Here is a 24,175-nt window from a genome sequence, read left to right on the forward strand (position 1 = left end):
TTGTCAGCCCCCTTTCACTTCTCGTTTGTCATCTTTTCCTCTCGTTTCCGCATTCGTTTTTTTCCTTCACGACATAAGTGAAGAAGTGGACATGCTGAACATTGCGGCGCCTGCGCCTTGCAATGGTAGCGGCCGAAAAAAATCATCCGATGGTGGGTGATCGACCATTCTTCTTTTGGGATGTTTTTCATCAGCGTCTTCTCGACTTCCAAAACCGAGTCATCCCAGCGGCAAAAGCCGAGCCGTTTGCTGACGCGCTCAACGTGTGTATCAACCGCGATGGCCGGCACGCCGAACGCAACGGACACAACGACGTTCGCCGTCTTGCGCCCGACGCCCGGCAGCTTCATCAATTCATCGCGGTCGCGCGGCACTTCGCCGTTGTACTTGTCAATCAGCATCGCGCACAGCTTTTGAATGTTTCGCGCTTTGTTCCGATATAAGCCGATCGAGCGGATATCTTGCTCGAGCTCCTCAAGCGGCACGGAAATATAATCGTGCGGCGTCCGATATTTTTCAAACAGCCGTTTCGTCACCTTGTTGACGAGCGCATCAGTGCATTGCGCCGACAAAACGACTGCAATCAGCAGCTCAAACGGATTGCGATGCACCAGCTCGCAGTGCGCATCCGGAAACATTTTCGCCATCTCATCCAAACAGTAGCGGATTTGTTGCTTTGTCAGCACCTCGTCTCCGTTACAGAAAACTTACAAAACTTTATAGAGCGTTAAGTTTCTGTTTCCTTCCTTGTTCATCACGCCCGATTTCGCCGAAGCTGTTCTCGTTTACCTCCCACTTGTATTTAAATCCTCGATCACCACATACGCTGGCTTGGCTTTCACCAACCTCGTTGTGATCTGGCGGGTGTAGTGCAGCTGGATATTTTTTAGCCTTCGACGTTTTTTCAGAACAAGGAATTCCAATTTCTTTATGTTTTCCGTTTTTCTGTAACGGAGTTCACCTCCTTCTGGTTTCGGTTTTCTTCATTTCCTATTTTCGAGACCATTGTCTTTGCATGCGCTTGATGGTTTTTTCAAGATTTTCCACTTTAGGTGAGTGATGGATGTTGGGAAATATCATGCCATTGCTCACGGCAGCTAAGGATGATTTTATCCCTAAATCCAGTCGTTAACGAGTCTTCTGTTTCTGTTCGTGATAGACAAGACTCCACTGCATCGTACGTCCATACTCGGAAGTTGTGCAAAGCCGAGCGGAACGGACACCCTTCGCACTTCTCTGAATGAAGTCGCAATATAGCGTTTTCTTCATCCTCTTGATAAGGGGAAGGGGGGCCAACCGTTCTCCTTATCAAGAGGCCACCAAACGAAGGGCGTTTCTCCATTTTATGTGTCTATTTTCTTGACATAATCCCAACCAGTTCAATCGGCCATTTTGGACAAACAAAAACGAGAGACAGCGCCTCTCGTTACGAGTCAAGCCAGTTGAAAAACGGGATCGTCTGTTTAAATTCCCCCGTCGTCTGTTTCGCCGAACGGGAGGACAATTTCGGTTTGCGAAACTTTTTGCCGTAGTCGTGCGCTTGTTCAATCGTGCGAATGCCGTTCTTTTTCCATTCAAACAAAATGCGATCGATGTAGCGGAAATTCAACTTTCCCGACAGCACCGCTTCGCGCAGCGCCGCTTTAATGATGGCCGGCTCATGGCCGTCTTGATCGATCCACATCGCAAGCGTTTCACACTCGAACGGGGAGAGCGGGCGGCCAAACTCCTGCTCAAAAACAGTATATAAGCTCTCCTCTTCCTCCTGCCGGCCGAGTTCCCCCTGTTGAGCCGCTTGGGTGTACAAATGATGCACTAGCTTCTCCCAAAGCGGTTCAAGCGTATACTTTTCGTTGCGAATGCCTTGTTCATCCGTATGCTCTTCAATAGCGATCATCCCTTTTTGCAAGAGCCGACGCACCATGTCCATGCACTCCGCTGCCGAGACCGTCATTCTTTCGGCCAGCTCGGCCGGCGTCGGAAACAAGACGCCTTCTTCGAAAAACGACTGCATATGCAAAAGCAAGACGAGCTCCCCCTCGCTCAACCCAAGCTGCTTGTAGTGGCCAAGCAGCAGCTTCGGGACGGCGATGCTTCCTTGCGCCAGCCATTCGGCCACCTTTTTCTTTTCCATGCCGATGCACCTCAACTATAGTATAACATGACAGCGGCGAAAAAACCCCCTTTTTGCAGGGGGTTTTTTACGGATAAAGCCGGTTGAGCAGCCGCGGGAACGGAATCGTCTCGCGCACATGTTCAACGCCGCAAATCCAAGCGAGGGTGCGCTCAAGGCCGAGCCCGAACCCAGAATGCGGCACAGAACCGTATTTGCGCAAATCCAGATACCATTCATACGCTTCAAGCGGCAAATGGTGCTCTTCCAGACGGCGCTTGAGCAGCTCATAATCGTGAATCCGCTCGGAGCCGCCAATGATTTCTCCGTATCCTTCCGGCGCAATCAAATCGGCGCATAGCACAACGTCGGGACGGTTCGGATCCGGTTGCATATAAAACGGCTTCAGAGAGGTCGGATAGTGGGTGATGAACACCGGTTTGTCAAAACTTTCAGCGATGGCCGTCTCATGCGGCGCACCGAAGTCATCGCCCCATTCAATGTCGGTCAATCCTTTTTCATGCAGCAACTTGATCGCCTCATCATACGTTAGGCGCGGAAACGGCGGTTTGACCAACTCGAGCTTCGACACGTCGCGCCCGAGCCGTCCGAGTTCAAGCCGGCAATGCTCGAGCACCGACTGCACAAGGTAGGAGACGTACTCTTCTTGCAGCCGCAAATTGTCTTCAAACTCATAAAACGCCATTTCCGGCTCCACCATCCAAAACTCAATTAAATGGCGGCGTGTTTTCGATTTTTCGGCGCGGAACGTCGGGCCGAACGAGAACACTTTGCCGAGCGCCATCGCCGCCGCTTCCATATAGAGTTGGCCGCTTTGCGACAAATAGGCCTCCTCATCAAAATATTTCGTATGAAACAGTTCGGTCGTTCCTTCCGGTGCACTGCCAGTCAAAATCGGGGCGTCGATTTTCACAAACCCACGATCGTTGAAAAACTCATACGTCGCCCGGATGACTTCGTTGCGAATTTTCATGATCGCATGTTGGCGCCGCGACCGAAGCCAAAGATGGCGATGGTCCATCAAAAACTCGATGCCGTGCTCTTTCGGCGTAATCGGATAGTCAACCGCTTCTTGAATAACTTGCAAATCGGCAACCGACAGCTCGTAGCCAAATGGGGAGCGCTCGTCAATGCGCACCGTGCCCGTCACATAGAGCGACGTTTCTTGCGTCAATGTTTTTGCGCGCTGAAACACTTCTTCCGAGACGTTCGCCTTTTCAACGACTCCTTGAATAAAGCCAGTGCCGTCGCGCAGTTGCAAAAAGACGATTTTCCCGCTTGAGCGCTTGTTCGCGAGCCAAGCGCCGATCGTCACTTGTTGTCCTACGTATTGATTCACTTCCGCAATCGTCGTTTTCACGCACTGATTCCCTCCAATAATCGACACGTCCATCATTTGCTATTATACCGTTCCGTCGGCGTCACGGCAATGACCAGCCAAAGCAGCGCCAAACGATGCTGCACCCACCAAGCGCCCTTCGGAGCAGCCGTCTGGAGCCAACCGACAGTCCGCCGCTCCAACCGACGCGGAAAAAGCGGCTTTGCGCCAAACAAAGCCGCCCTTTTCTTTCCACCCTGACACCTTGGCGCCAAGCACCTTAGGCCCGTGCTTCCATAAACCGGCGGATGCGCTCGATCGCTGTCTCGAGCGCCTCAAGCGAGGTCGCGTACGACAAGCGGACGTTGTCCGGCGCCCCAAACCCAGAACCGGGCACGAGCGCGACTTTCGCTTCCTCCAACAAGGCGGCGACGAACTCATCGACCGTGTGGCAGCCGGCCATATCCGCCGCCTTCCGGGCATTCGGGAACAAATAAAACGCTCCTTGCGGTTTGACGCAGGTGAAGCCTGGAATTTGCACAAGTTTGTCGTAAATGATGTTGAGCCGTTCTTCAAACGCTTGGCGCATTTGTTCGACCGGCTCCTGCGGTCCGCTGTAAGCGGCAATAGCCGCATATTGAGCGATCGATGTCGGATTCGATGTGCTATGGCTTGCTAAATCGGTCATCGCTTGAATGATGTCCTTCGGTCCAGCCGCGTAGCCGATGCGCCACCCTGTCATCGAGTGCGATTTCGATACGCCATTGATGATGACCGTCTGCTTCTTCAGCTCCGGCGACAGCTCGGCGATCGACACATGTTTCGCCCCGCCGTAAATCAATTTTTCATAAATTTCGTCCGAAACGATCAACACGCCATGCGCCAAGCATACTTCCCCGAGCACTTTCAGCTCCTCGGCCGTATAAATCATGCCGGTCGGATTGCTCGGAGAATTGAGAATGACCGCTTTGGTCCGAGGCGTAATGGCCGCTTTCAACTGTTCCGGCGTCATTTTAAAGTTGTTTTCCTCAAGTCCCTCAACATAAACCGGAATGCCGCCCGCCAGCTTCACTTGCTCCGGGTAGCTCACCCAATACGGCGTCGGAATGATGACCTCATCGCCTTCATCAAGCAGCACTTGAAAGAGCGTATAAAGCGCGTGCTTCGCCCCGACACAAACGATGATTTCCGCCGGCTCGTACGAAAGCCCTTGATCGCGGGCAAACTTTTTGATGATTTCCTCTTTTAACGTCGGCAATCCGCCTGATGGCGTATATTTCGTATGCCCTTCATTCATCGCCTTGATCGCCGCCTCGATAATGTGCTTAGGCGTGTTGAAATCCGGTTCGCCGGCTCCTAAGCCGATCACGTCGTATCCGGCCGCTTTCAGTTCCTTTGCTTTCGCCGTAATGGCCAATGTCGCCGATGGCGTCAGCGACGCCACCCGTTTTGCCAGTTTCATCGTTTCTTCCCCCTTCACGTCCTCACTGTTGAAAACTGTACCTCTTCAGAAAGGCCCCATCCGCAAAATGAAGGTAATAAAAAGAATACCTTCCCTCTGCATCAATATATGTCAACTCCCAAAGAGGCACGCCTTTTTCCATGCCAAGCGTCGCGTCGATGATGCGCCGCGGGCGGCGATCGCGCTGCAAAATGGCACGCGCTTCCGTCTCGCTGATGCCGCTGTCCGCGCGCTTGACAACGACATTCCCTTCTTTTTCAGGCACCCAAACGACGATCGCTTTCCCTTGTTTCGTTCTTCCGATGAATACGGTGCACGCTTCGTCGCCATAATATGTATAGACTTTCTTCACATCAGCAAGCCCAGCGGCTTCCTTCGCCCGCGCCAACGCATGTTCCACCATCAGCCGTTTGGGCGCCATCGCCTCGTTATAAATCGACCATGCCTGCCAAATGAGGAATCCAAAAAAAAGCAGAGCGAACCAACCCCACTTTTTCATGGTCGATCACGTCCGATAAATCGTAAAGATGGCTTGGCGCTTGTCGTTTTCATCCAAGGCAAGGCCAAACATCAAATTGTCGCGCTTTAGCGTTCGGTTCAAGCAGTCGACAATTTTATACAAGTCGTCGGAGTGCTGAACTTTGACGGTAGCGAGCACTTCGATTTTGCTTTCCATTTTCGTCGTTTCCTCCTGTGCGGCGCAAATTTTGTTACTTATACACGCCGGCGGCTCCGGCAACAATACAAATACAGCGAAGGTGACATCAAAGGCGTGCTTCTTCGCACCTCTGCGGCCAAGCCGACAAAGCCAAGCGGCAAGGCGCAAACTGTCATCGCAGTTGTGCTTCTTCCCTATTATAGCAGGTTTGTCCGACCATTTCATAACAAATTTGCCCGCCTACACCGTCAACGCCAATTTGCTTCTTTCCCCCGCTTCATGCGGGGGATTTTTTGCCGCCTGACACCTTTAGATTGCACCGTTTTGTCCATCTTTATGAGAAACAAAGCCCGCTTTAAGTAAGCCAAGTTTCCGCCTTGTCGAGCAGCTCAGAAAGCACGCCCTCATGCACGGAAAGCGGAGGCAAGGAAGCGAGAAAATCCGCTCCGTATGGAGAGACCATCAGCCGCCGATCCAGCACAAATACAGCCCCTTTGTCGTCTTCAGTGCGAATGAGACGGCCAAACCCCTGCTTAAAACGAAGCACGGCCTCAGGAAGGGCCAGCTCAGAAAACGGATCGCCGCCCCCTAAGCGAATGCGCTCGCTTTTTGCCTCCATCACTGGATCGTCCGGAGGCGCAAACGGCAAGCGTGCGATGACAAGCACGTCGAGCGCTGAACCTGGCAGATCGACCCCTTCCCAAAAGCTGCTCGTCCCAAACAACACCGCATGCTCAAACTGTAAAAACGTCCGCAAAAGCTTTGCCGGACTGCCGCTTTGCACCCCTTGAGCGATCAAAACAAACGGCTCGCCTTCTTCCTCGGTCTTCAACGCATCAACCGTCAGTTTCAACAATTCATACGAAGGAAACAACACAAGCACCCGCCGTCCAAGGCGTCGGGCGATCACAAGCACCGAAGCGGCGACCGCCTCAGCGTAATCTTCAAGCGGCACGGCAGAAACGAGGGGCATGTCCGCCGGCACGAAGAGCGCGGCCTGCTCCTCGTAACGAAACGGCGGCGGAAACAAGCGGCAAAGTGGATAAAAATCCTCAAGGCCGAGGCGCTCCGCCATATACGTGAACTGGCCGCGGACAGTGAGCGTCGCCGACGTCAACACGACGCTCCGTTTTTTCATAAACAGTTGATCGGCGAAAAAATCAGCAAGGTCAACCGGCTGCGAGTAAAGGCGGACAGCGTTCGCCGCCCCTTTTTCATCCGCCTCGATCCACCGGACGACACCCGGCTCCTTTTCAGTCAGCAAACGCACAAGCGCAGCCATTTGCCGATTGAGAGCCGCCAAATCGGCCGACAGCAAGGCGGACGGGGGGAAATCGCCACTCGCATCAGCGGATAGGAGCGGCTTCACTTCAGCGAATAACAACGCTGTCAAATCGCGCAGACGCCAACATAACTCCACCGCCGCCTGCCACGCCCGGCTCTGTTCGTCCGTCGGCGAAAAGCGATAGCGGCAACGTCCAGCGCGAGCTGGCCTTTTGTCCAACGCATAGCGGCGCAACAGGCGGAACAGCTCGTCCCCTTCAAACTGCAGCTCCTCAAGGCGCCGCTGGCAACGGACAAGAGCCCCATTCGGTGTGGCCTGTTCCGCTTCTAGCCATTTCGCGATCGTCTGCGCGATTTTGGCGGTCAGCAGGCGAAACGACACATAGTCAATCTGCTCGCCAAAACACCGAGCGGCGGCATCTTCAAGCCGGTGCGCCTCATCGATGATCAGATGACGAAACGGCGGCAAAAGCGGCGCCGGGCCGGTCAAATCATGAAGCAAAAGCGCATGGTTGGTAATGACCACATCCGCCTGTTCGGAACGCTCTTTCGCCCGGGCGAAAAAATGATGCCGCCCACCGTCTTCCTCTTCACCGATGGCAAGTGCTGACAATAGGAGACGGGCGCCGGATGACACATTCAATTCGTCCAAGTCGCCGCTGTCGGTCTCAAGCAACCAAACGAGCATCTGACATTTCAAGAGCGCCGCATCGTACGTGTCAGACGGCTCCGACAAAAACGACGCGAACTTGTCAAGGGATAAGTAATTTTGCTTTCCTTTCAAAACAGCAATGCGGAGCGGAAACGGCGCGATTTGCCGCAATACCGGCCAATCGCGGCGAATGAGCTGCTCCTGCAGCTGGAGGGTGTGTGTGCTGATGACGACCCGCTCTTGCTGCTCACAGGCAAAAAAAGCAGCGGGAATTAAATAGGCAAGCGATTTGCCAAGTCCGGTCCCTGCTTCAATGAGCGCGTGCTGGGACGTCGACAGCGCCTCATAAACGAGCCGCATCATCTCCCACTGCCCCGCACGCCGTTGATAGCCGGGAAGCGGAAGGGGCGGCTCCTGTTCGCAAAAGGCAGCGAATGAAGCCAAAGCGGGGCGCCGGCGCCGGTCGCTCTCGTCCGGCTCCGGCGCCGATTTTTTCAACGCAATGCCGCGGTATACGGCGACAGCGCGGTCGGCCGGCGCCTTGTTCCGCTTTTCAGCGATGACCGCATCAAGGAGCAAATAAATATCGCTTTTCAAATGGCGGGCGAAGCGGCGCAGTTGCTCAAGCGTCATGAGCGGCAGACGGTGCAGCCGCTCAAGCAAGGCGATGAACAGCTTGGCAGTCACTTCCGCATCGCTGTCCGCTTGATGCGGACGATCGTGGTGAAGGCCGAGCTGTCTCGCCAAATCCCCGAGCTTATAGCTTTCGGCAGTCGGCAGTACGATGCGGGCGAGCTCGACCGTATCAATCGTCGGACCGGCAAACGGCGGCCAGCCAGCCCGTTCAAGCTCGGCCTGCAAAAACGGCAAATCAAAGTCAACGTTATGGGCGACAAAGTAAGCACCGTGCATCATGGCGGCGATCTCGCCCGCCTTGTCAGCAAACAGCGGCGCTCCTTCGACCATCTGTTCGTTGATGTTCGTCAGCTGCTGAATGAACAGCGGAATAGGCTGTTCCGGGTTAAAAAAGCTGGCAAACCGCTCGACAATCAGGCCATCTTCGACGACCGCCATGCCGAGCTGAATGATCCGATCGCCTTTTTTCGGTCCATTTCCGGTTGTCTCTAAATCAATGATGACAAAACGCGTTGCCATAAACGATCACCTCAAAACGAAAAGGGGCGGAAAGCCCCCTTTTCCCCCTCATTACAAAACCGTATGTGCCGGCTCTTCGGCAATGAGTTGCACAATCCGGTTGTTTTCGTCCATAATCGCGATTTTCGGTCGATGTGCAGAAATTTTTTCCTCCGGAACGAGCACATACGAGATGACAATAATGACGTCCCCTTTTTGCACAAGGCGGGCGGCGGCGCCGTTTAGGCAAAAGACGCCGCTGCCGCGCTCGCCGGGGATGACGTATGTTTCAAAACGGGCTCCATTATTATTGTTCACTACCTGTACTTTTTCATTAGGCACAATGCCGACGGCATCCAAAATATCTTCATCGATCGTAATGCTGCCGACGTAATCGAGATTGGCCTCGGTTACACGAGCGCGGTGAATTTTGGCATTCATGAGCGTGCGAAACATGCTTGCTCCCCCTTTTCATCCCCTTGTTCGCCGGTTTTGGGCAACTCGATGATGATGTTGTCGATCAACCGGGCGCTCGCGAATCGGACGGCGACAGCGATCAGCACTGTCCCGGCAAGCGTCTCGAGCGGCGTTAAATCCGGATATGAACATACTTCGACATAATCGATCTCAGCGTGCGTATGCGCTTCAATACGCTCTCTAACCATCCGGCGGATGGCCGCTGCGCTCCGCTCCCCTCGTTCGACGGCGGAAGCGGCCGCTTGAAGCGCCGCATACAGCGCCGGCGCCTCACTCCGTTCTTGCGGCGACAAATAAACGTTGCGCGAGCTTTTCGCCAGCCCGTCCGCCTCGCGAACCGTCGGCACCGGCACGAGCTCGATTGGAAAATTGAGATCGCGGATCAAGCCGTCGACAACCGCCACCTGTTGGGCATCTTTCATCCCAAAGTACGCTCGGTCGGGCATAACGATGTTGAACAGCTTAATGAGCACCGTCGCCACGCCGTCAAAATGGCCGGGGCGCGACCGTCCGCACAGCACGTCGGCGCGTGCTTGAACGATCGCTCGTACGGTAAGCGGCTCCGGATACATCTCGTCCGCTTCCGGATGAAACAAGACGTCGACCCCGTGCTGTTCGGCGATGCGCCGGTCGCGCTCGAAATCGCGCGGATAACGGGCAAAGTCTTCGTTCGGTCCGAACTGAAGCGGGTTGACGAAAACGCTTAGGACGACGATGTCATTTTCTGCGCGCGCTCGATCGATGAGGGACGTATGCCCTTCATGCAAATAGCCCATCGTCGGAACGAACCCGATCGTCTTTCCTTCACGGCGATATTGGCGCATGAGCGCCTGCATCGCCGCAATCCGATCCATCACAATCATCCTTGTTTTCCTCCGTAAAGCGCCACCCATTCTTCTTCCTTCATCGTAAACGTGTGCGCCGGCTCGGGGAACTGGCGCAGCTTGACATCAGCGACATAGTTGGCTAACGCCTCAACGATCGTCTCTTGGATGGACGCGTATTGTTTCACAAACTTCGGAACGCGGGTGACACCGTAGCCAAGCAAATCGTGATACACGAGCACTTGGCCGTCGACCTCCCCCCCAGCGCCGATGCCGATGACGGGAATGGTGAGTTCCCGGGCCATGGCCGCCCCGAGCTGCTTCGGAACACACTCTAAGACAAGGGCGATCGCTCCCGCCTGCTCGCATTGTTTCGCATCATCGATCAGCTTTTTCGCGCTTTCGGCATCTTTGCCTTGCACTTTATAGCCGCCAAGGACGCCGACCGATTGCGGCGTCAACCCGAGATGGGCGACGACCGGCACGCCGGCTTTCGTCAGCGCGGCGATCATGTCGACGACTTCATCCGCTCCTTCGACTTTAACAGCGTTCGCCCCTGACTCTTGCATGATGCGGCGGGCGTTTTGCAACGCCTCTTCTTTGGATGCATGGTAGGACATAAAAGGCATGTCGGTGACAATAAACGTGTTCGGTGCACCGCGACGAACCGCCTTCGTATGGTGGATCATATCATCGACCGTCACCGGGATCGTTGAATCATACCCGAGCACAACCATGCCAAGTGAATCGCCGACCAAAATCATGTCGACTCCAGCCTGTTCCGCAAGTTTCGCGGACGGAAAATCGTAGGCGGTCACCATCACGATCGGCTCGCCCGCCTGCTTCATGTGGAAAAAATCGGTTTTCGCTTTCACTTTCGTTCCCTCCTCTTTGGCTGCAGAGGAGATGAACCGCCCGAAACAAAACGTCCTTCTTTCCCGCCTTGAGAAAGAAGGACGCCATAAAACCACCGCCGGTTTCGTTCATCCCTCTGTCCTAGTCCTTCAAAAAGGATCAAGGCAGATCATTTCTTTCACCTATTCATGCTGTCGGCCTCGGTGCAGTTCTTCTTGCGAAAGATACTGCCCTTTTCCTCGCTTTGTATTTTAACAAAATTGTCACAATTTTTCTAGTGCCAATTTACAGCTGGATATCGGCAGAATGAATATAATGAACATGGTTTTGCTCGTCTTCCAAAATGAGCCGTCCGTCATCGGTGATGCCGCGGGCAATGCCGCGAATCGCCCCACCCAATGTTCTGGCCGTTACCGGCTTGCCGATCGAGACGGCGTACCCTTCCCAAAGAAGCTTAATCGGGCGAAAGCCGTGTTCTAAATATTGCTTGTACAGCCGCTCAAGTCGGAACAAAATTTCCTGAATGAGCGGTGCGCGCTTCACGCGCGCGCCCTTTTCAATGGCCAGCGATGTGGCGATGGCTCGGATATCCTCCGGAAACTGCTCGATCGTTTGATTGACATTGATGCCAATGCCGATGATGACCGAATGAACACGGTCAGGATCGGCTTGCAGCTCCGTTAAAATGCCGACGCATTTTTTGCCGCTAAGCAAAATGTCATTCGGCCATTTAATGTCTGGGACAAGCCCGGTTATTTCTTGAATCGCTTGGCTGATGGCCACCGCAGCCACGAGCGTCAACTGTGGAGCCTGCTGCGGCGGAATGGGCGGCCGCAAAATGAGGCTCATCCAAATGCCCGTCCCTTTCGGGGAAAACCATTTCCGATCCAAGCGCCCCCGCCCAGCCTTTTGCTCTTCCGCGACGACGAGCGTTCCTTCCGGCGCCCCTTCGTACGCGAGTCTCGCGGCAATGCGTTGCGTTGAATCGACCTCGTCAAAAAAGTGGATGGCATGGCCAAGTTTGTCCGTTTTTAAGCCAAGCTGGACTTCATTGGCCGTCACTTTATCTGGAGTGCTGATAATCCGGTAGCCAAGGCGGCGCACTGCTTCGAGTTCAAATCCTTCTTTGCGCAGCTCCTCGATATGCTTCCATACCGCCGCCCGCGAACAGCCGAGCTGTTCGCTGATTTTTTGCCCGGACAAAAACTCGCCGTTCGCTTCGGCAAACAACTCTAACAGTTTTTTTCGTGTGTCCGATTGCGCTCCATGAGCCATGCGTAAATCCGCTCCTTCTCATTTTCGACTTCGCCGCTGACGACCGCCCGCCAGATGGCATCCAACGTCTCTTTCACCCACGGACCGGCCGGTTTTCCAGCCCAGCGAATGACGTCTTTCCCATTGACGGCAAGCTCCCCTCTCGTTTTGATCGGCAACGACGCAAAGCGACGGCGAAGCTCTTCATGATGCCGTTCAGGCGGCGCGCCGATCAGCGCAGCGCGCACCGCTTCAACCGATAGCGCCCGCTTGAGGCCGGCCAAAAACAACTGTTCGTTCGTCCACGCCTCCGGCCTAGGGACATCATCTAGCGCCGCCAAAATGGCGCCAGCTTCATCGATGACTTTGTTGGGAAGCTTCCAGGCGCGCAAAAACGGACGAATGTCTTTGACATCAAGCGCGCGGCAAAGAAGCGCCCAGCGCTCTTCGCGCTCCGCAAGCCACAGCCAGCGGAAGGCGGCAGCCGAGCGCAGCAGCGGCTCTTTTTCGGCCAGTCCAGGCAAATAAGCGGACAGCCCGGTATCGGCCAACAGCGGCAGCGCCTCGGCGACGAACGGACCGGCGAGCAGCTTTTCCATTTCCATGGTCATCCGTTCGACAGAAATGTGGGCCATAAGCGGTGCGTTTTGGACAATCGCCCGCTTCGTGTCCTCAGCAAGCGCAAATCCAAGTTGGCTGACAAAGCGAACAGCCCGCATCATGCGAAGCGCATCTTCACGAAACCGTTCGTCGGCCGCCCCGACCGTGCAAATGAGCCGACGCTCGATCGCCTCTTGTCCGCCAAACGGATCAATGATCGTTCCATGTTCATCCATGGCAATGGCGTTCATCGTGAAATCACGCCGCTTTAAGTCTTCCTCAAGCGAACGAACGAACGTCACCGACTCCGGACGGCGATGATCTTCATAATCGCCGTCCGTGCGGAATGTCGTCACTTCGTACGCTGTTCCTTCATGCACGACGACGACCGTGCCGTGTTTCGAACCAACGTCGATGGTTTTCGGAAACAAGCGCATCACTTCTTCCGGCAGCGCGCTTGTCGCGATATCGACGTCGCCGATCGCACGCCCGATCAACAAGTCGCGCACTGCGCCGCCGACAAAATACGCCTCATAACCATGCCGCTTCAATTGTTGGATAATGCCGAGCGCCTGTTCAAACGGCGGTTTCATCGCTTCACCTTCCTTGCCGCAAGCGAAACGTACAGCTGTTCATACTGCCCGACGATGTCGGCCGAGCGGAACTTGCGCTCAACTGTTTGCACCGCCTGTCTCGCCATCTCAGCGTGCAACCGGCAGTCCGTCAACAGCGCTACCGCCTGTCTTGCCGCCTCTTGGACATCGCCAAGCGGGCATAAAAACCCGGTTTTCCCATCCTCAATCACTTCCGGAATCCCGCCGATGGCCGTGCCAATGCACGGAACGCCGCACGCCATCGCTTCAAGCAATACGAGCCCGAAGCTTTCTTTTTCCGACAAAAGCATCATTATATCGCTGATCGAATACAGCTCTTCGAGTTTATCCTGCTTTCCTAAAAAGCGGACATCGTCTTGCAGACCAAGCTCTTTCACAAGCCGGCAGACGACGGTCATTTCCGGGCCGTCGCCGACAAGCAAGAGCTTGGCTGGCACGTGCTGGCGCACGATGGCAAACGCTCGCACTACATCAGGCACGCGCTTCACTTTCCGGAAATTCGAGACATGGATCACAACCCGTTCATCGTCACGAATGCCGTACTCGCGCCGTAAATGGCTCGCTTCCCGGCGACGGTAGACGCGTTCATCGACAAAATTGTAGACGGTATGGATCGTCGCTTGCACATCGAGCAGTTCATACGTCTGTCGGGCAAGGGCGTCAGACACCGCCGTAACGATATCCGACTGCTCGATGCCAAATTTGATCATATCGGAAAGCGATGGGTCATAGCCTAACACGGTGATATCCGTGCCGTGCAGCGTCGTGATGATCGGCAGCTCGCCGACCATTTGCCGCGCCAACACCGCGCAGACGGCATGAGGAACGGCGTAATGGGCATGAAGCACATCAAGCCGTTCCCGCTTGGCCACCTCAGCAATTTTGCTTGCCAATGCCAAATCGTACGGCGGATATTGAAAAACAGAATATTGGTTGACCGTCACTTCATGATAATAAATATTGCCGTACACTTTATTCAAGCGAAACGGCATGCTCGATGAGATAAAGTGAATCTCATGTCCCCGCTCCGCCAGCAGCTTGCCAAGCTCAGTGGCGACCACCCCGGAGCCTCCGACTGTCGGATAGCAGACAATCCCGATTTTCAGCTTCATCGCTCCTCCTCAAACAAATTGGAAAGATGAATCGGCGTTTTCGTCAAAAACCCTTCCGCATACGCCGCACCGATTTGTTGACCGAACCAGCGCTCGCGGCTTTCAATCATCTCGATGTAGCCGTTGGTCAGCGGGGTGTCAACTGAGCCAGCCCGTTTTTGAAATTGGCTCTCATAGGCGCGCAAACTGGCCAGCTTGTCGTCGATCGTTTCGCTAATATCGATGAGAAAATGCGGGCGACAAAAGACATTGATCATATAATAATACACCGCCCGAACACGATGCGCATCACCAAGCTCTCCAACGCCATAGCGGCGAATGCCGGCGGAAAAGACCGCTTCCTCGACAAGGCGGGCGCATCGCCCGTGATCCGGATGTCGATCTTCCCAATAGGGGGCGAATACAAGGCGCGGCCGGCAGCGGCGGATGACCGCTGCGATCTGACGGATCGCCTCTTCCTCGATGTAAAGGCCGCGGTCAGGCAGTCCGAGATTGAACCGCTCGGATACACCGAGCCGGCGGGCCGCCTCCGCCGCCTCTCTCTGCCGCTCGTCGACCGTGCCGTTGGACGACAGCTCGGCTTTCGTCAAGTCGCAAATGACAATACGGTACCCGCGGCGTACGTATTTGGCGATCGTCCCTCCCATGCCGATTTCGACATCATCCGGATGGGCGCCGAACGCCAACAAATCACACGTCTCCATCATCGCTGTCACCTTTCTGTTTCCTATTCCTCCCCGCCTTTTGTTCGGCCGCGCACAATGCTTCGCCATGCCAAATCGCCGCGCTCCAACGCGCGGATGAGCAGCTCGGCCGTGCCGATGTTCGTCGCCAGCGGCACGGCATAGACGTCGCAAAGCCGCATCAATGCGCTGATGTCCGGCTCATGCGGCTGAGCGGTGAGCGGATCGCGGAAAAAAATGACCAGATCCATTTCATTGCGGGCGATCATCGCCCCGATTTCTTGGTCGCCTCCGTACGGCCCTGATTGGAAACGGTGAACCGAAAGACCGGTCGCCTCCTGGATGCGCAAGCCGGTCGTGCCGGTGGCGTACAATTCGTGGTTTGCCAGCACAGGCGCATAGGCGGTCGCAAAGGCGACCATCTCTTCCTTTTTTTGATCATGGGCAATCAACGCGATTTTCATTCCGTTCTCCCCCGTTTGCGCAGTTTGCACACTATTCCAAAATATGCTCCAGCCCATAGACAAGCGTATGTAAATGCATCACTGTTTCCACTGCCAGCTTCACCCCGGACATAAACGAGCGGCGGTCGAACGAATCGTGGCGGATCGTCAACGTCTGGCCGTTGCCGCCGAAAATCACTTCTTGATGAGCGACAAAGCCCGGCAGACGGACACTGTGGATCGGAATGCCGTCGTAAGCGGCTCCGCGCGCGCCGGCAAGCGTTTCTTTTTCGTTCGGGTGGCCTTGCTTTTTCGACGGTCGCACTTCGGCAATGAGCTGCGCTGTCTTCAACGCCGTTCCCGACGGAGCGTCAAGCTTTTGGTCATGGTGCAATTCAATGATTTCCACATCCGTGAAATATTTGGCCGCCATGCGGGCGAATTTCATCATCAACACTGCTCCGATGGCAAAGTTCGGTGCAATGATGGCGCCGACTTCTTTCTCTTCCGCCAGCTCGGTCAACCGCTCGATCTCTTCCGGCGTAAATCCGGTCGTACCGACGACAGGGCGAACGCCGTGACGCAGCGCCAGCTCGGTGTGCCGCTTTCCGGCTTCCGGCGTGGTCAAATCGATCAAGACATCCGGCTTCACCTCGTCAAAACAGCGGGACGCATCGGTGTAAATCGGGGCGTTGACGCCGGAAAATCCGTCGATCTCCGCTAAATTTTGTCCATCGTAACGACGGTCGATGACCGCGGCTAGTTCAAAGTGATCTGTTTGCTGCACGAGCGCAACTGCTTCTCGGCCCATGCGGCCGCGCGGCCCTGCGATGACAATGCGAATCGTCATGACCCTTCCTCCTTCCGCGTCCAACGGTCGCGGTCGCGGGTGCGGAACTTGTCCATCACCCGGTCGTGCGCCGCCTGCAAATCAATGCCGAGCGAATTGGCAAAGCAAATGAGCACAAACAGCAAATCGCCCAACTCTTCTTCCACCGTTTTTTCTTGTTCGGTCGCCTTTTTCGGTTTTTCCCCGTAGTAGTGGTTCACCTCTCGCGCCAGCTCGCCGAGCTCTTCCGTCAGCCGCGCCAGCATGGCGAGCGGGCTGAAATAGCCTTCTTTGAATTGGCCGATATAGTCATCCACTTCCTGCTGCATTTGTTTCATCGTTTTCTCCTGCATGGCTTGTCACCTCGCCTGTTTCCATGTTAGCGAAAAGCGGCGCATTTGACAAATGTTTTCGCCCGCTGTCCATTCCGTCCGTTTTCGCTCATCATTGCCTATACGGACGAGTTCCTCTATAATTAAGGGCGCCGACTATTTTTGCGGACGGAGGGACGGTATGATTTTTGGACTAAAGATCAAAAACTGCGTGTTTATTTTGCTTGGCGCCGCCATTTTCGCCTTCGGGCTCGTTCATTTCAACATGCAAAACAATTTGGCGGAAGGCGGATTTACCGGCATTACGCTCCTTCTTTATTTTTTGTTCGGACTGGATCCAGCGGTCACCAACTTGGCGCTCAACATCCCGCTCTTTTTCATCGGCTGGAAACTGCTCGGCCGCCAGACGTTTCTCTATACCGTCATCGGCACGGTCGCCGTTTCTGTATTTTTGTCCATCTTTCAACGTTACATGATTCATATGCCGCTTCGACATGACATGACGCTCGCCGCCTTGTTTGCCGGCGTCTTTATCGGCGTCGGCCTCGGCATTATTTTCCGCTACGGCGGCACAACCGGAGGCGTCGATATTATCGCCCGCCTTGTCCATAAATATAAAGGCATCAGCATGGGAAAAACGATGTTTGCTTTTGACGCCACCGTCATCACGCTTTCGCTTCTTCTTTACTTATCCTATCGCGAGGCCATGTATACCCTTGTCGCCGTTTTTATCGCCGCCCGGGTCATCGATTTTATGCAAGAGGGCGGGTATGCAGCGAAAGGAGCGACGATCATCTCGGAAAAAAGCGAAGAGATCGCCAGCCGCATTTTGACGGAGATGGAACGCGGCGTCACCGTGCTCAAAGGCCGCGGCTCGTATACGAAGCGCGACCGTGACGTTTTGTATTGCGTCGTCGCCAAAAACGAACTGCCGCGCTTAAAAAGTGTCATTATATCCGTTGACCCACATGCGTTCGTCGCAGTCACCGATGTGCATGATGTGCTCGGTGAAGGGTTTACGCTTGATGAACAAAAGCGGCCGCTGGAACCATAAAAATCCGCTGGCGCGAAAGTCCAGCCCGAACAAGCCCGACAAGCGCCGCTTGAAAGTGCGGAGGAAGTGCTTGCACAAAGCGACAGGACAACAAAAAAGAGGGGGAAACGCTTCCCCCTCGCAAAAAGCGCCGGCGCTTAGTCTTCCGGCTGCCGCGCTCGCTTCTCTTCCTTTTCTCCTTTGTACTTCCGCCAGCCAACGTACGTCAGCGTCAGCACGATCACTCCGCCAGTGGAAATCATCACCCAAATCAGCGACGGATCAGCCTCGTCCTTTTTCACCCCGGCAAACAGCGCTTCAAGATCTTGACGGGCATCGGCGAGTTGCTCGCGCTGCTCGTCTTCGCTGCGTTGCCAAAACGCGGCTGCCTGCAGCGCCTCCAGATCGTCATCGACCTTTGTCGCGATATCCGGCGGCACGTCAATTTTCACACTCGGCTCGATCAATGTATAACGGTCAAGCAACTGGCGAAGGGCAGCGGCATACGCTTTCTGCTCGCCTTGTTGTGCCGCCTTTTCGACCGCGGCAAACGCCTCCATGACAGCCGGTTCCATCTCCGTCCAAAGCGGCTGGTATGTCGAATGGATGGCGTCAACAACAAGGCGAAACTGGGTGATTGCCGCCACTTTGTCTTCCGCGGAGATCGGCGCCGTCATCGCCTTGACTGCCTGCTCGTGCGTCACGGTCACCGCCCGCAATTCATCGGCCGATTTCAACCGTTCTTTTGCCCCAAGGGCGAAAAACCGCTCAGAAAAATAGCGGAGCACTTCTTTTGCTTCGGCAAAACGACCGTTTTTCGCCAATTGCAGCGCCTCGTCGGAAATATCATCCAACTGCTCCCAACCGTTTGTTTGTTCAGCCGCGCCAATGGGTGCTGGCCATAAAAAGGCGAGCGACAACAGCATGGCTAGCCCGATTCGCTTCATCATCGTCCCTCCCTCATCCACTAGTACAATGTATGAAGGAGTGGACAAGAGTAGACCAGGCAACTGCTATATAGAAAGCTGCCGCCCAACGTTCCTCCTTATGTTCAACGCTCTACTCTGATGCCTGCCGGAAAGACATGCCGCCCGGCAGAAGCGGCTGGCGCCGGAGGCGAACGCCAAGCTGATACGCAACGGCAATCGATGCGATGCTCAACCAAAACGTAAAATAGCCGATTTCGTTGGCGTAGTCAGCTAGCACACTGTAGCGCGGCATCATGCCAAACACGTAGTCAATGACATCGTTATGCAGCGTCCACACGGCCGCTAGCATAAGGTGAAGGAAGCGGAATCGATAAAACCGGGCATACAGCATTCCTTCGATCGCCATCGCCCCGTGCGAAACGATGAGCATCCAGCCGGCCCAATCGAGCGTGCCGGTGACGCGCCAAACGAGCACATTCATAATGACCGCCCAAATTCCATACTTAACAAGCGTCACCAAAGCCAACGCTTCAAAAAGCGGCGCCGACCTGCCGAAAAGCCATGCCACAAGGACAACAAGAAAAAAAAGGCTCGCCGTCGGACTGTCAGGAACAAACGGCAAAAAGACGGGCGGCGTATCGGCAAGTTGATAGCGATACCAATAATATCCATAGATGGTGCCGGCCGCGTTGGCGAACAAGAGCAACCAAACAACCGGCCGGGAAGCCAACAGCGCATAAAACCATGCCATCATCTGCACCTCGCCTCGGTTTCATGTTGGCACGAAAAAAGCTGACTAACGCGAGTCAGCTTTTTCGTGTCGAAACGATTATTCCGCTTTTAGTCCGGCGATGAATTCGGACAGTTTTTTCAACTCTTCATCCGTGCCCTTAAAGACGCCAGGCGGCATGTTGCCTTTCCCTTCTCTCGCGATTTTCGCGATTTCTTCTGGTTTCAAGCCGGTGCCGATGAGCGACGGACCAGCGCCGCCGGACAAGTTTTGTCCGTGGCACGATGTACATGTATTCGCTTGGGCGATTTTATAGCCTTCCGCATTCGTGTCAATTTTCACTTCCGCCCGAATTTTCCCTTGTTCAGCCGCTTTTTTCCAGTCGTGCGTGACGACCGCTTCCCATGTCAAATAAATCATCGCCGCAAGCGCCAACAGCATCATCCCGGTCGCTACCGGACGCTTCCAAGGACGACGCTCCGGGCCGCGGTCCAAAAACGGCGCCAACAAGAGCGCGCCGAACGCCAATCCTGGGATGATGATCGCGCCGACGACCGTATACGGCCCAGACGCATACGAATATTTGAGCAATTGGTATAAGAACAAGAAATACCAGTCAGGCAGCGGCACGTACGTCGTGTCCGTCGGGTCGGCGATCCGCTCAAGCGGCGACGGATGGGCGACCGTCAAGCATAAGAAACCGACGAGAAAGACCGAGCCGACCAGCCATTCCTTGAGCAGGAAGTTCGGCCAAAACACTTCCGTTTTCCCGGGATATTCCGAATAGTCTTTTGGAATATTCGGTTTTCTCACCGCGGGAACACGGGAATCGCCGACGAATTTCATTCCTTTTCCGCGATGCATTGCGTGGTTCCCTCCTTTTTTCTATCGCCTGCAAACGTCGGGCCGACCGATCATAGCGGACCGGAAATGCCTTGTCTGCGAATCATTAAAAAGTGCGCTGCCATTAAGCCGAGTAAAGCGGCCGGCAAGAAGAAGACATGAATGGCAAAGAAGCGCGTCAGCGTTTGCGCACCGACAATTTCTGGGTCCCCAGCCAACAGCGTCTTGATCGCCGGGCCGATGAGCGGCGTCGCTTCCGCGATTTGCAAACCAACTTTCGTCGCAAACAGCGCTTTCATGTCCCAAGGCAACAAGTAGCCGGTGAAGCCAAGACCCATCATCACCATAAAGATCAATACACCGACGATCCAGTTCATTTCACGCGGCTTTTTATACGCCCCTTGGAAAAAGACGCGCAGCGTATGTAAAAACATCATGACGATGACAAGGCTCGCCCCCCAGTGGTGCATGCCGCGCACAATTTGGCCGAACGCCACTTCGTTTTGCAAATAATACACCGATTCCCACGCATTTTTAATATCCGGGACGTAGTACATCGTCAAAAACATGCCGGACAAAATTTGAATGACCGTGACAAAAAACGTCAGCCCGCCGAAACAATAGACAAAGGCAGAAAAGTGATGGGCCGGGTTGACATGCTCCGGAACTTCGTGATCGGCAATATCCCGCCACAAAGGCGTAATATCTAAGCGCTCATCCACCCAGTCGTACAGCTTGTTTAACACGCATTACGCCTCCTTTCTTGGTTTCGCCTTGCCTAAATACAGCTTGCCGTCTTTCACTTTGTACTCATAACGGTCAAGCGGAGCTTGCGGCGGTGTTCCCGGAACGTTCGTGCCATCCTTCTCATAGCGCCCATAGTGGCATGGGCAGAAAAATTGGTTCGGATGTTCCTTGTCCGTGTTCCAGTCGACCGTACAGCCGAGGTGTTTGCAGATCGGCGACAGGGCGATGATCTCCCCTTTGTCCGTTTTATACACCCATGCTGATTTTGGCTCTTCCGACTCGTACCAAGCGTCTTTCACCTTCACTTTAAAGTCGAAGCGCTTCGGTTCGGTCGTAATCTCTTTGACGTCTGCTACCGCGACCATCTCCGTCCCTGCTTCATCCTTCAAGATCGGGTCGAAAGCAAAACGAAGCATCGGCATGAGCATCCCTGCCGCCATAAAACCGCCGACGCCGGTCAGCGTGTAGTTTAAAAACTGACGTCTCGTTACGCGATGTTTGTTGTCGCTCATCGTCTTCCCCCCTCTATGCAAAATCAAGTCCGCACCGGACGATTGTATGTATAACACATATGGAAAACTAGGACATTCTAATGATAGCTCAATTGCTGGACAAGGTCAATATCGCAGGCGGCAAAACGTCGGACTTTGCCGCGTCTACTCTTGCATCCAGCGACCGACGAGAAAGCGGAGCAGCTCGGCGGCCTGCTCTCTGACAAGCTCGTGCTTGTACGATTCACCCATGCTCTCGAGCGGAACAACCGGAACGACCCAAACGCGGTCGGCTTCTTCGCCCTCTTGCCACGAACGGTCGCACGTCACATAAAACAAATGCTTCATTCCTTCCCGTCTAAGCCGGTTGGTCCAATCCGCCAGCCTTTCAGTAAGCAGCGCTCGCGGCTCATCGGCAAAATACACAAACGACGGCAACAAAAACACCCGGCCCTTCAGCTGTCGCTCGACCTCAGCCGCAATGAGCCCGACAAGCTCCCCGCCGGAAGCGAGCCGCTTCGCTCCTTGGCCGAAAGCCACCGGCAGAAGCGGAAGAAGCGCCGTGTCGATGTAGTCGCGCTCTTGTTCATAGAGGGCGACGTCCTCGCCTGTCCACTTCATTCGCACTCTCCTTTGCCTTAAAGTTTCTTCCCTTCATCACCATACCATATTTTTCGGCAAAAGAAAAACCTTGCCGGCGGCAAGGTTTTTACAATTTGTTTAATTCATCGGTCAGGCGGCGGAACGCCTCTTCATCATGTCGGTCAAGCGCCTCATCGATCAGCTTCATGAGCCGCCCGCGCCGGAATTCATAAATGGAGCGTTCCAAAAACTGCTCGGCAAGGCGCTGGTCGTTTTCGCTCACTTGCGCCTGCTTCGGCGCATACGGGTTTTCCTCAAGCACAGCGACATATTGCGGCGAATGAAAAGAAGCGCGGAAATTCAGTTGAATGTAAATATCTTCGTCGCGGTTTAAACGGATGTCGTGGAACGATTTCTCTGCATCGGTCGTCATCACATTGCCTTTGTAAAAGCGGAACGGCACATCGTCGACGCAATGGGTCGACATAATGATGCCGCGCGGGCAATATTGGGCATTCTCGACAAAATGCACCTTTTGCATGAGCTGATCATGGCTCATCAAATAGTTTAAAATCCAGACACACTCGCGCCGTTTTAACTGGTAATGGCTTAAAAACCAACGGATAAACTCTTTTTTCTCATTGACGGATACGTGCGTCATTGTGCGCTTCCCCCTCGATCGGTTTCCAAGAAAGAGGTTGGGCCACCGCTTCTCCCCTACTCTTCGAGCTCAAGCAGCATCTCCGCCGCCTCCGTATGGGTTGGGTCGAGACGGACGATCTGTTGAAATATTTCTTTCGCCGCCGCCCGATTTCCTTCCTCGATGAGAAAATATCCGTACTCTTCGAGGAACTCAACATTGTGCTTAAAGAAATTATATGCCTCGCCGTAATGATTTAATGCATCGTCGTACATCTCAAGCCGATGTTTGGCGCGCCCAAGGTCCCATTCGAACTGCGGATCGTACTCGCCATCGGCCATCGCCTGCTCAAGAAGCGCGACGACATCCTCATAGCGCTGTTCGTTTAGCCAAAGCGCCGATAAAACCGTGAGCGCCTCGATGTATCCGCCATCGATCTCAAGCGCCTTTTTCAAGTGTTCCTCTGCCTCCTCCGGCTTGTTCAGCTTGAGCGCCAGTTTGCCGGCGTAAAGGCGGAGCTCTTTGTTCCATTCGTCGACGCCGATGCCCTCAAGCGCCGTCTCATAGCTTTGCACGAGCCGCCCTTCTTGTTCATACGCTTTCGCCAAATAAAGGTAAAGCGAAGTGTAATCCGGATCGAGCTCTTTTAAAGCGCTGAGCTTATCGATGGCCGTTTGTGTATAGCCGGCCTGCAACGCAGTGAATCCGTAGGCGAACAGCGTCCGGCTGTCCATTTTTTCATTAAGCGCCTCCTCATAATACGGAAGCGCCGCCTCGAATTCCCCGGAACGGCTGAGCGCCTCAGCGATCCTCTCGGTAATTAAGACGCCAGCCATCTCCTTGTTCGTCTTCCGCACCTGTTCATAAAGCGGCACGCTTTTTGTGTATTCACCGTGCGAAAAATACAGCTCAGCCAACGCAAACTGCACGATCGGCTCATCTGGGGCTTTCTCGTACGCTTGACGCAGCTTCCGCTCGCTCACTTCCGCCAGTCCTTGCATTTCGTACAAATCGGCGGCAAGAAGGCACGCGCGGACAAACTGCGGATCGTCTTCGTCGATCTCCGACAAAATGGCGAGCGCTTCCTCTTCGGCTTCAAGCTCCGTATACACTTCCGCCAAAAACAAGCGAATGTCGCTGTCATCCGGATAGCGGGCAGCCAGCTCCTCAAGCAGCTCCTTTGCCTCTTCCGGCATTCCCCATCCGTACAAACAGTCAGCGAGCGCGTATTTTTCTTCATCACTTCCATATTTTTTCACTTTCGGCACGAGCGTCAATGCTTGGTCGACGTTTCCGTTTTCCACTAAGCGAATGATTTGTTCGACGCGTGTCATCGTTTCGTCAGCCCTCTCTTGCGGCAGGCGGCCATCCGCCTTTGCCATTCAAATCGTTATGTACTGTTACAATGGGAACATGAATGATGATAATCGATCATGGCCGTTTCCGCAACCAAACCGCTCGCCGTCTGGAAGGTGCGTTGTTTCTTCATTCAGAAACAGGAAATGTATCCGCTTT

Annotated in this window: 27 protein-coding genes; 1 reads left to right on the forward strand and 26 read right to left on the reverse strand. The window is 54.4% G+C overall.

Features of this window, described 5'->3' with window-relative positions; genetic code table 11:
* Positions 1–14: 14 nt before the first annotated feature.
* The 18 genes from nth to ETC05_RS08765 all read right to left on the reverse strand — a co-directional run bounded on the left by nth (position 15) and on the right by ETC05_RS08765 (position 16,686).
* Positions 15–686 (reverse strand): endonuclease III, encoded by a 672-nt coding sequence (gene nth / locus ETC05_RS08680; RefSeq protein ID WP_031408754.1) that lies wholly within the window; start codon positions 684–686, stop codon positions 15–17.
* A 740-nt stretch (positions 687–1,426) separates the two neighbouring features.
* Positions 1,427–2,134: a DnaD domain-containing protein gene (locus tag ETC05_RS08685; protein WP_031408753.1), complete on the reverse strand. Its 708-nt coding sequence runs from the start codon at positions 2,132–2,134 to the stop codon at positions 1,427–1,429.
* 67 nt (positions 2,135–2,201) lie between these two features.
* Positions 2,202–3,494 (reverse strand): asparagine--tRNA ligase, encoded by a 1,293-nt coding sequence (gene asnS, locus ETC05_RS08690; RefSeq protein WP_031408751.1) that lies wholly within the window; start codon positions 3,492–3,494, stop codon positions 2,202–2,204.
* A gap of 42 nt (positions 3,495–3,536) precedes the next feature.
* Complete coding sequence (locus tag ETC05_RS08695) at positions 3,537–3,716, reverse strand: hypothetical protein (RefSeq protein ID WP_171660848.1); 180 nt, start codon at positions 3,714–3,716, stop codon at positions 3,537–3,539.
* A gap of 16 nt (positions 3,717–3,732) precedes the next feature.
* Positions 3,733–4,914, reverse strand: a complete 1,182-nt coding sequence (locus ETC05_RS08700) for a pyridoxal phosphate-dependent aminotransferase (RefSeq protein WP_171660849.1) — start codon at positions 4,912–4,914, stop codon at positions 3,733–3,735.
* A gap of 22 nt (positions 4,915–4,936) precedes the next feature.
* Positions 4,937–5,413 carry a cell wall elongation regulator TseB-like domain-containing protein gene (locus ETC05_RS08705; RefSeq protein WP_031408748.1) on the reverse strand — a complete coding sequence of 159 codons (477 nt, stop codon included), beginning with the start codon at positions 5,411–5,413 and terminating at the stop codon, positions 4,937–4,939.
* Between the two features lie 6 nt (positions 5,414–5,419).
* Complete coding sequence (locus ETC05_RS08710) at positions 5,420–5,590, reverse strand: YpmA family protein (protein ID WP_011231659.1); 171 nt, start codon at positions 5,588–5,590, stop codon at positions 5,420–5,422.
* 337 nt (positions 5,591–5,927) lie between these two features.
* Positions 5,928–8,663, reverse strand: a complete 2,736-nt coding sequence (gene dinG / locus ETC05_RS08715; RefSeq protein WP_171660850.1) for an ATP-dependent DNA helicase DinG — start codon at positions 8,661–8,663, stop codon at positions 5,928–5,930.
* A 51-nt stretch (positions 8,664–8,714) separates the two neighbouring features.
* On the reverse strand, positions 8,715–9,098 hold the full coding sequence (gene panD, locus ETC05_RS08720; RefSeq protein WP_031408744.1) for an aspartate 1-decarboxylase: 384 nt from the start codon (positions 9,096–9,098) through the stop codon (positions 8,715–8,717).
* Complete coding sequence (panC, locus tag ETC05_RS08725) at positions 9,080–9,982, reverse strand: pantoate--beta-alanine ligase (protein WP_031408742.1); 903 nt, start codon at positions 9,980–9,982, stop codon at positions 9,080–9,082. Before panC ends, panD begins: the two co-directional genes overlap by 19 nt.
* On the reverse strand, positions 9,979–10,818 hold the full coding sequence (panB, locus tag ETC05_RS08730; protein ID WP_031408740.1) for a 3-methyl-2-oxobutanoate hydroxymethyltransferase: 840 nt from the start codon (positions 10,816–10,818) through the stop codon (positions 9,979–9,981). Before panB ends, panC begins: the two co-directional genes overlap by 4 nt.
* A gap of 265 nt (positions 10,819–11,083) precedes the next feature.
* Positions 11,084–12,073, reverse strand: coding sequence for a bifunctional biotin--[acetyl-CoA-carboxylase] synthetase/biotin operon repressor (locus ETC05_RS08735; protein WP_031408738.1), 990 nt, complete (start codon positions 12,071–12,073; stop codon positions 11,084–11,086).
* The gene (locus ETC05_RS08740) at positions 12,031–13,245 is read right to left on the reverse strand and encodes a CCA tRNA nucleotidyltransferase (protein ID WP_171660851.1); all 1,215 of its coding nucleotides are present in this window, start codon (positions 13,243–13,245) and stop codon (positions 12,031–12,033) included. The genes ETC05_RS08735 and ETC05_RS08740 overlap by 43 nt, the downstream gene beginning before the upstream one ends.
* Positions 13,242–14,378: an N-acetyl-alpha-D-glucosaminyl L-malate synthase BshA gene (bshA, locus tag ETC05_RS08745; protein ID WP_031408734.1), complete on the reverse strand. Its 1,137-nt coding sequence runs from the start codon at positions 14,376–14,378 to the stop codon at positions 13,242–13,244. The genes ETC05_RS08740 and bshA overlap by 4 nt, the downstream gene beginning before the upstream one ends.
* Positions 14,375–15,085, reverse strand: coding sequence for a bacillithiol biosynthesis deacetylase BshB1 (gene bshB1 / locus ETC05_RS08750; RefSeq protein ID WP_171660889.1), 711 nt, complete (start codon positions 15,083–15,085; stop codon positions 14,375–14,377). The genes bshA and bshB1 overlap by 4 nt, the downstream gene beginning before the upstream one ends.
* Positions 15,086–15,105: 20 nt before the next feature.
* Complete coding sequence (gene mgsA / locus ETC05_RS08755; RefSeq protein ID WP_031408730.1) at positions 15,106–15,525, reverse strand: methylglyoxal synthase; 420 nt, start codon at positions 15,523–15,525, stop codon at positions 15,106–15,108.
* 31 nt (positions 15,526–15,556) lie between these two features.
* The gene (gene dapB / locus ETC05_RS08760) at positions 15,557–16,354 is read right to left on the reverse strand and encodes a 4-hydroxy-tetrahydrodipicolinate reductase (RefSeq protein ID WP_031408728.1); all 798 of its coding nucleotides are present in this window, start codon (positions 16,352–16,354) and stop codon (positions 15,557–15,559) included.
* The gene (locus ETC05_RS08765) at positions 16,351–16,686 is read right to left on the reverse strand and encodes a nucleotide pyrophosphohydrolase (RefSeq protein WP_031408726.1); all 336 of its coding nucleotides are present in this window, start codon (positions 16,684–16,686) and stop codon (positions 16,351–16,353) included. Before ETC05_RS08765 ends, dapB begins: the two co-directional genes overlap by 4 nt.
* A 160-nt stretch (positions 16,687–16,846) precedes the next feature.
* Between ETC05_RS08765 and ETC05_RS08770 the strand changes: the two genes are divergently transcribed.
* Positions 16,847–17,719, forward strand: a complete 873-nt coding sequence (locus tag ETC05_RS08770; protein ID WP_031408724.1) for a YitT family protein — start codon at positions 16,847–16,849, stop codon at positions 17,717–17,719.
* A gap of 137 nt (positions 17,720–17,856) precedes the next feature.
* Here the strand turns inward: ETC05_RS08770 and ypjB are convergent, their stop codons facing one another.
* From ypjB to ETC05_RS08810, 8 genes are all read right to left on the reverse strand, one after another.
* A complete protein-coding gene (gene ypjB, locus ETC05_RS08775) occupies positions 17,857–18,645 on the reverse strand; it encodes a sporulation protein YpjB (protein WP_171660852.1) in 789 nt (262 codons plus the stop codon).
* A 112-nt stretch (positions 18,646–18,757) separates the two neighbouring features.
* On the reverse strand, positions 18,758–19,378 hold the full coding sequence (gene lhaT / locus ETC05_RS08780; protein ID WP_031408720.1) for a lipoprotein heptaprenylglyceryl N-acetyltransferase LhaT: 621 nt from the start codon (positions 19,376–19,378) through the stop codon (positions 18,758–18,760).
* A 78-nt stretch (positions 19,379–19,456) separates the two neighbouring features.
* Complete coding sequence (locus ETC05_RS08785) at positions 19,457–20,221, reverse strand: menaquinol-cytochrome c reductase cytochrome b/c subunit (RefSeq protein WP_011231675.1); 765 nt, start codon at positions 20,219–20,221, stop codon at positions 19,457–19,459.
* A gap of 50 nt (positions 20,222–20,271) precedes the next feature.
* The gene (qcrB, locus tag ETC05_RS08790; RefSeq protein ID WP_011231676.1) at positions 20,272–20,946 is read right to left on the reverse strand and encodes a menaquinol-cytochrome c reductase cytochrome b subunit; all 675 of its coding nucleotides are present in this window, start codon (positions 20,944–20,946) and stop codon (positions 20,272–20,274) included.
* Positions 20,947–20,949: 3 nt separating this feature from the next.
* Positions 20,950–21,459 (reverse strand): Rieske (2Fe-2S) protein, encoded by a 510-nt coding sequence (locus ETC05_RS08795; protein ID WP_011231677.1) that lies wholly within the window; start codon positions 21,457–21,459, stop codon positions 20,950–20,952.
* A gap of 144 nt (positions 21,460–21,603) precedes the next feature.
* Positions 21,604–22,059: a YpiF family protein gene (locus tag ETC05_RS08800; protein WP_031408717.1), complete on the reverse strand. Its 456-nt coding sequence runs from the start codon at positions 22,057–22,059 to the stop codon at positions 21,604–21,606.
* Positions 22,060–22,147: 88 nt separating this feature from the next.
* The gene (locus tag ETC05_RS08805; protein ID WP_013144907.1) at positions 22,148–22,681 is read right to left on the reverse strand and encodes a ReoY family proteolytic degradation factor; all 534 of its coding nucleotides are present in this window, start codon (positions 22,679–22,681) and stop codon (positions 22,148–22,150) included.
* A gap of 56 nt (positions 22,682–22,737) precedes the next feature.
* Positions 22,738–23,994, reverse strand: a complete 1,257-nt coding sequence (locus tag ETC05_RS08810) for a tetratricopeptide repeat protein (RefSeq protein WP_031408714.1) — start codon at positions 23,992–23,994, stop codon at positions 22,738–22,740.
* Between the last annotated feature and the right edge of the window lie 181 nt (positions 23,995–24,175).

This window comes from Geobacillus sp. BMUD (genome assembly GCF_013096845.1).
Lineage (GTDB): Bacteria > Bacillota > Bacilli > Bacillales > Anoxybacillaceae > Geobacillus > Geobacillus vulcani.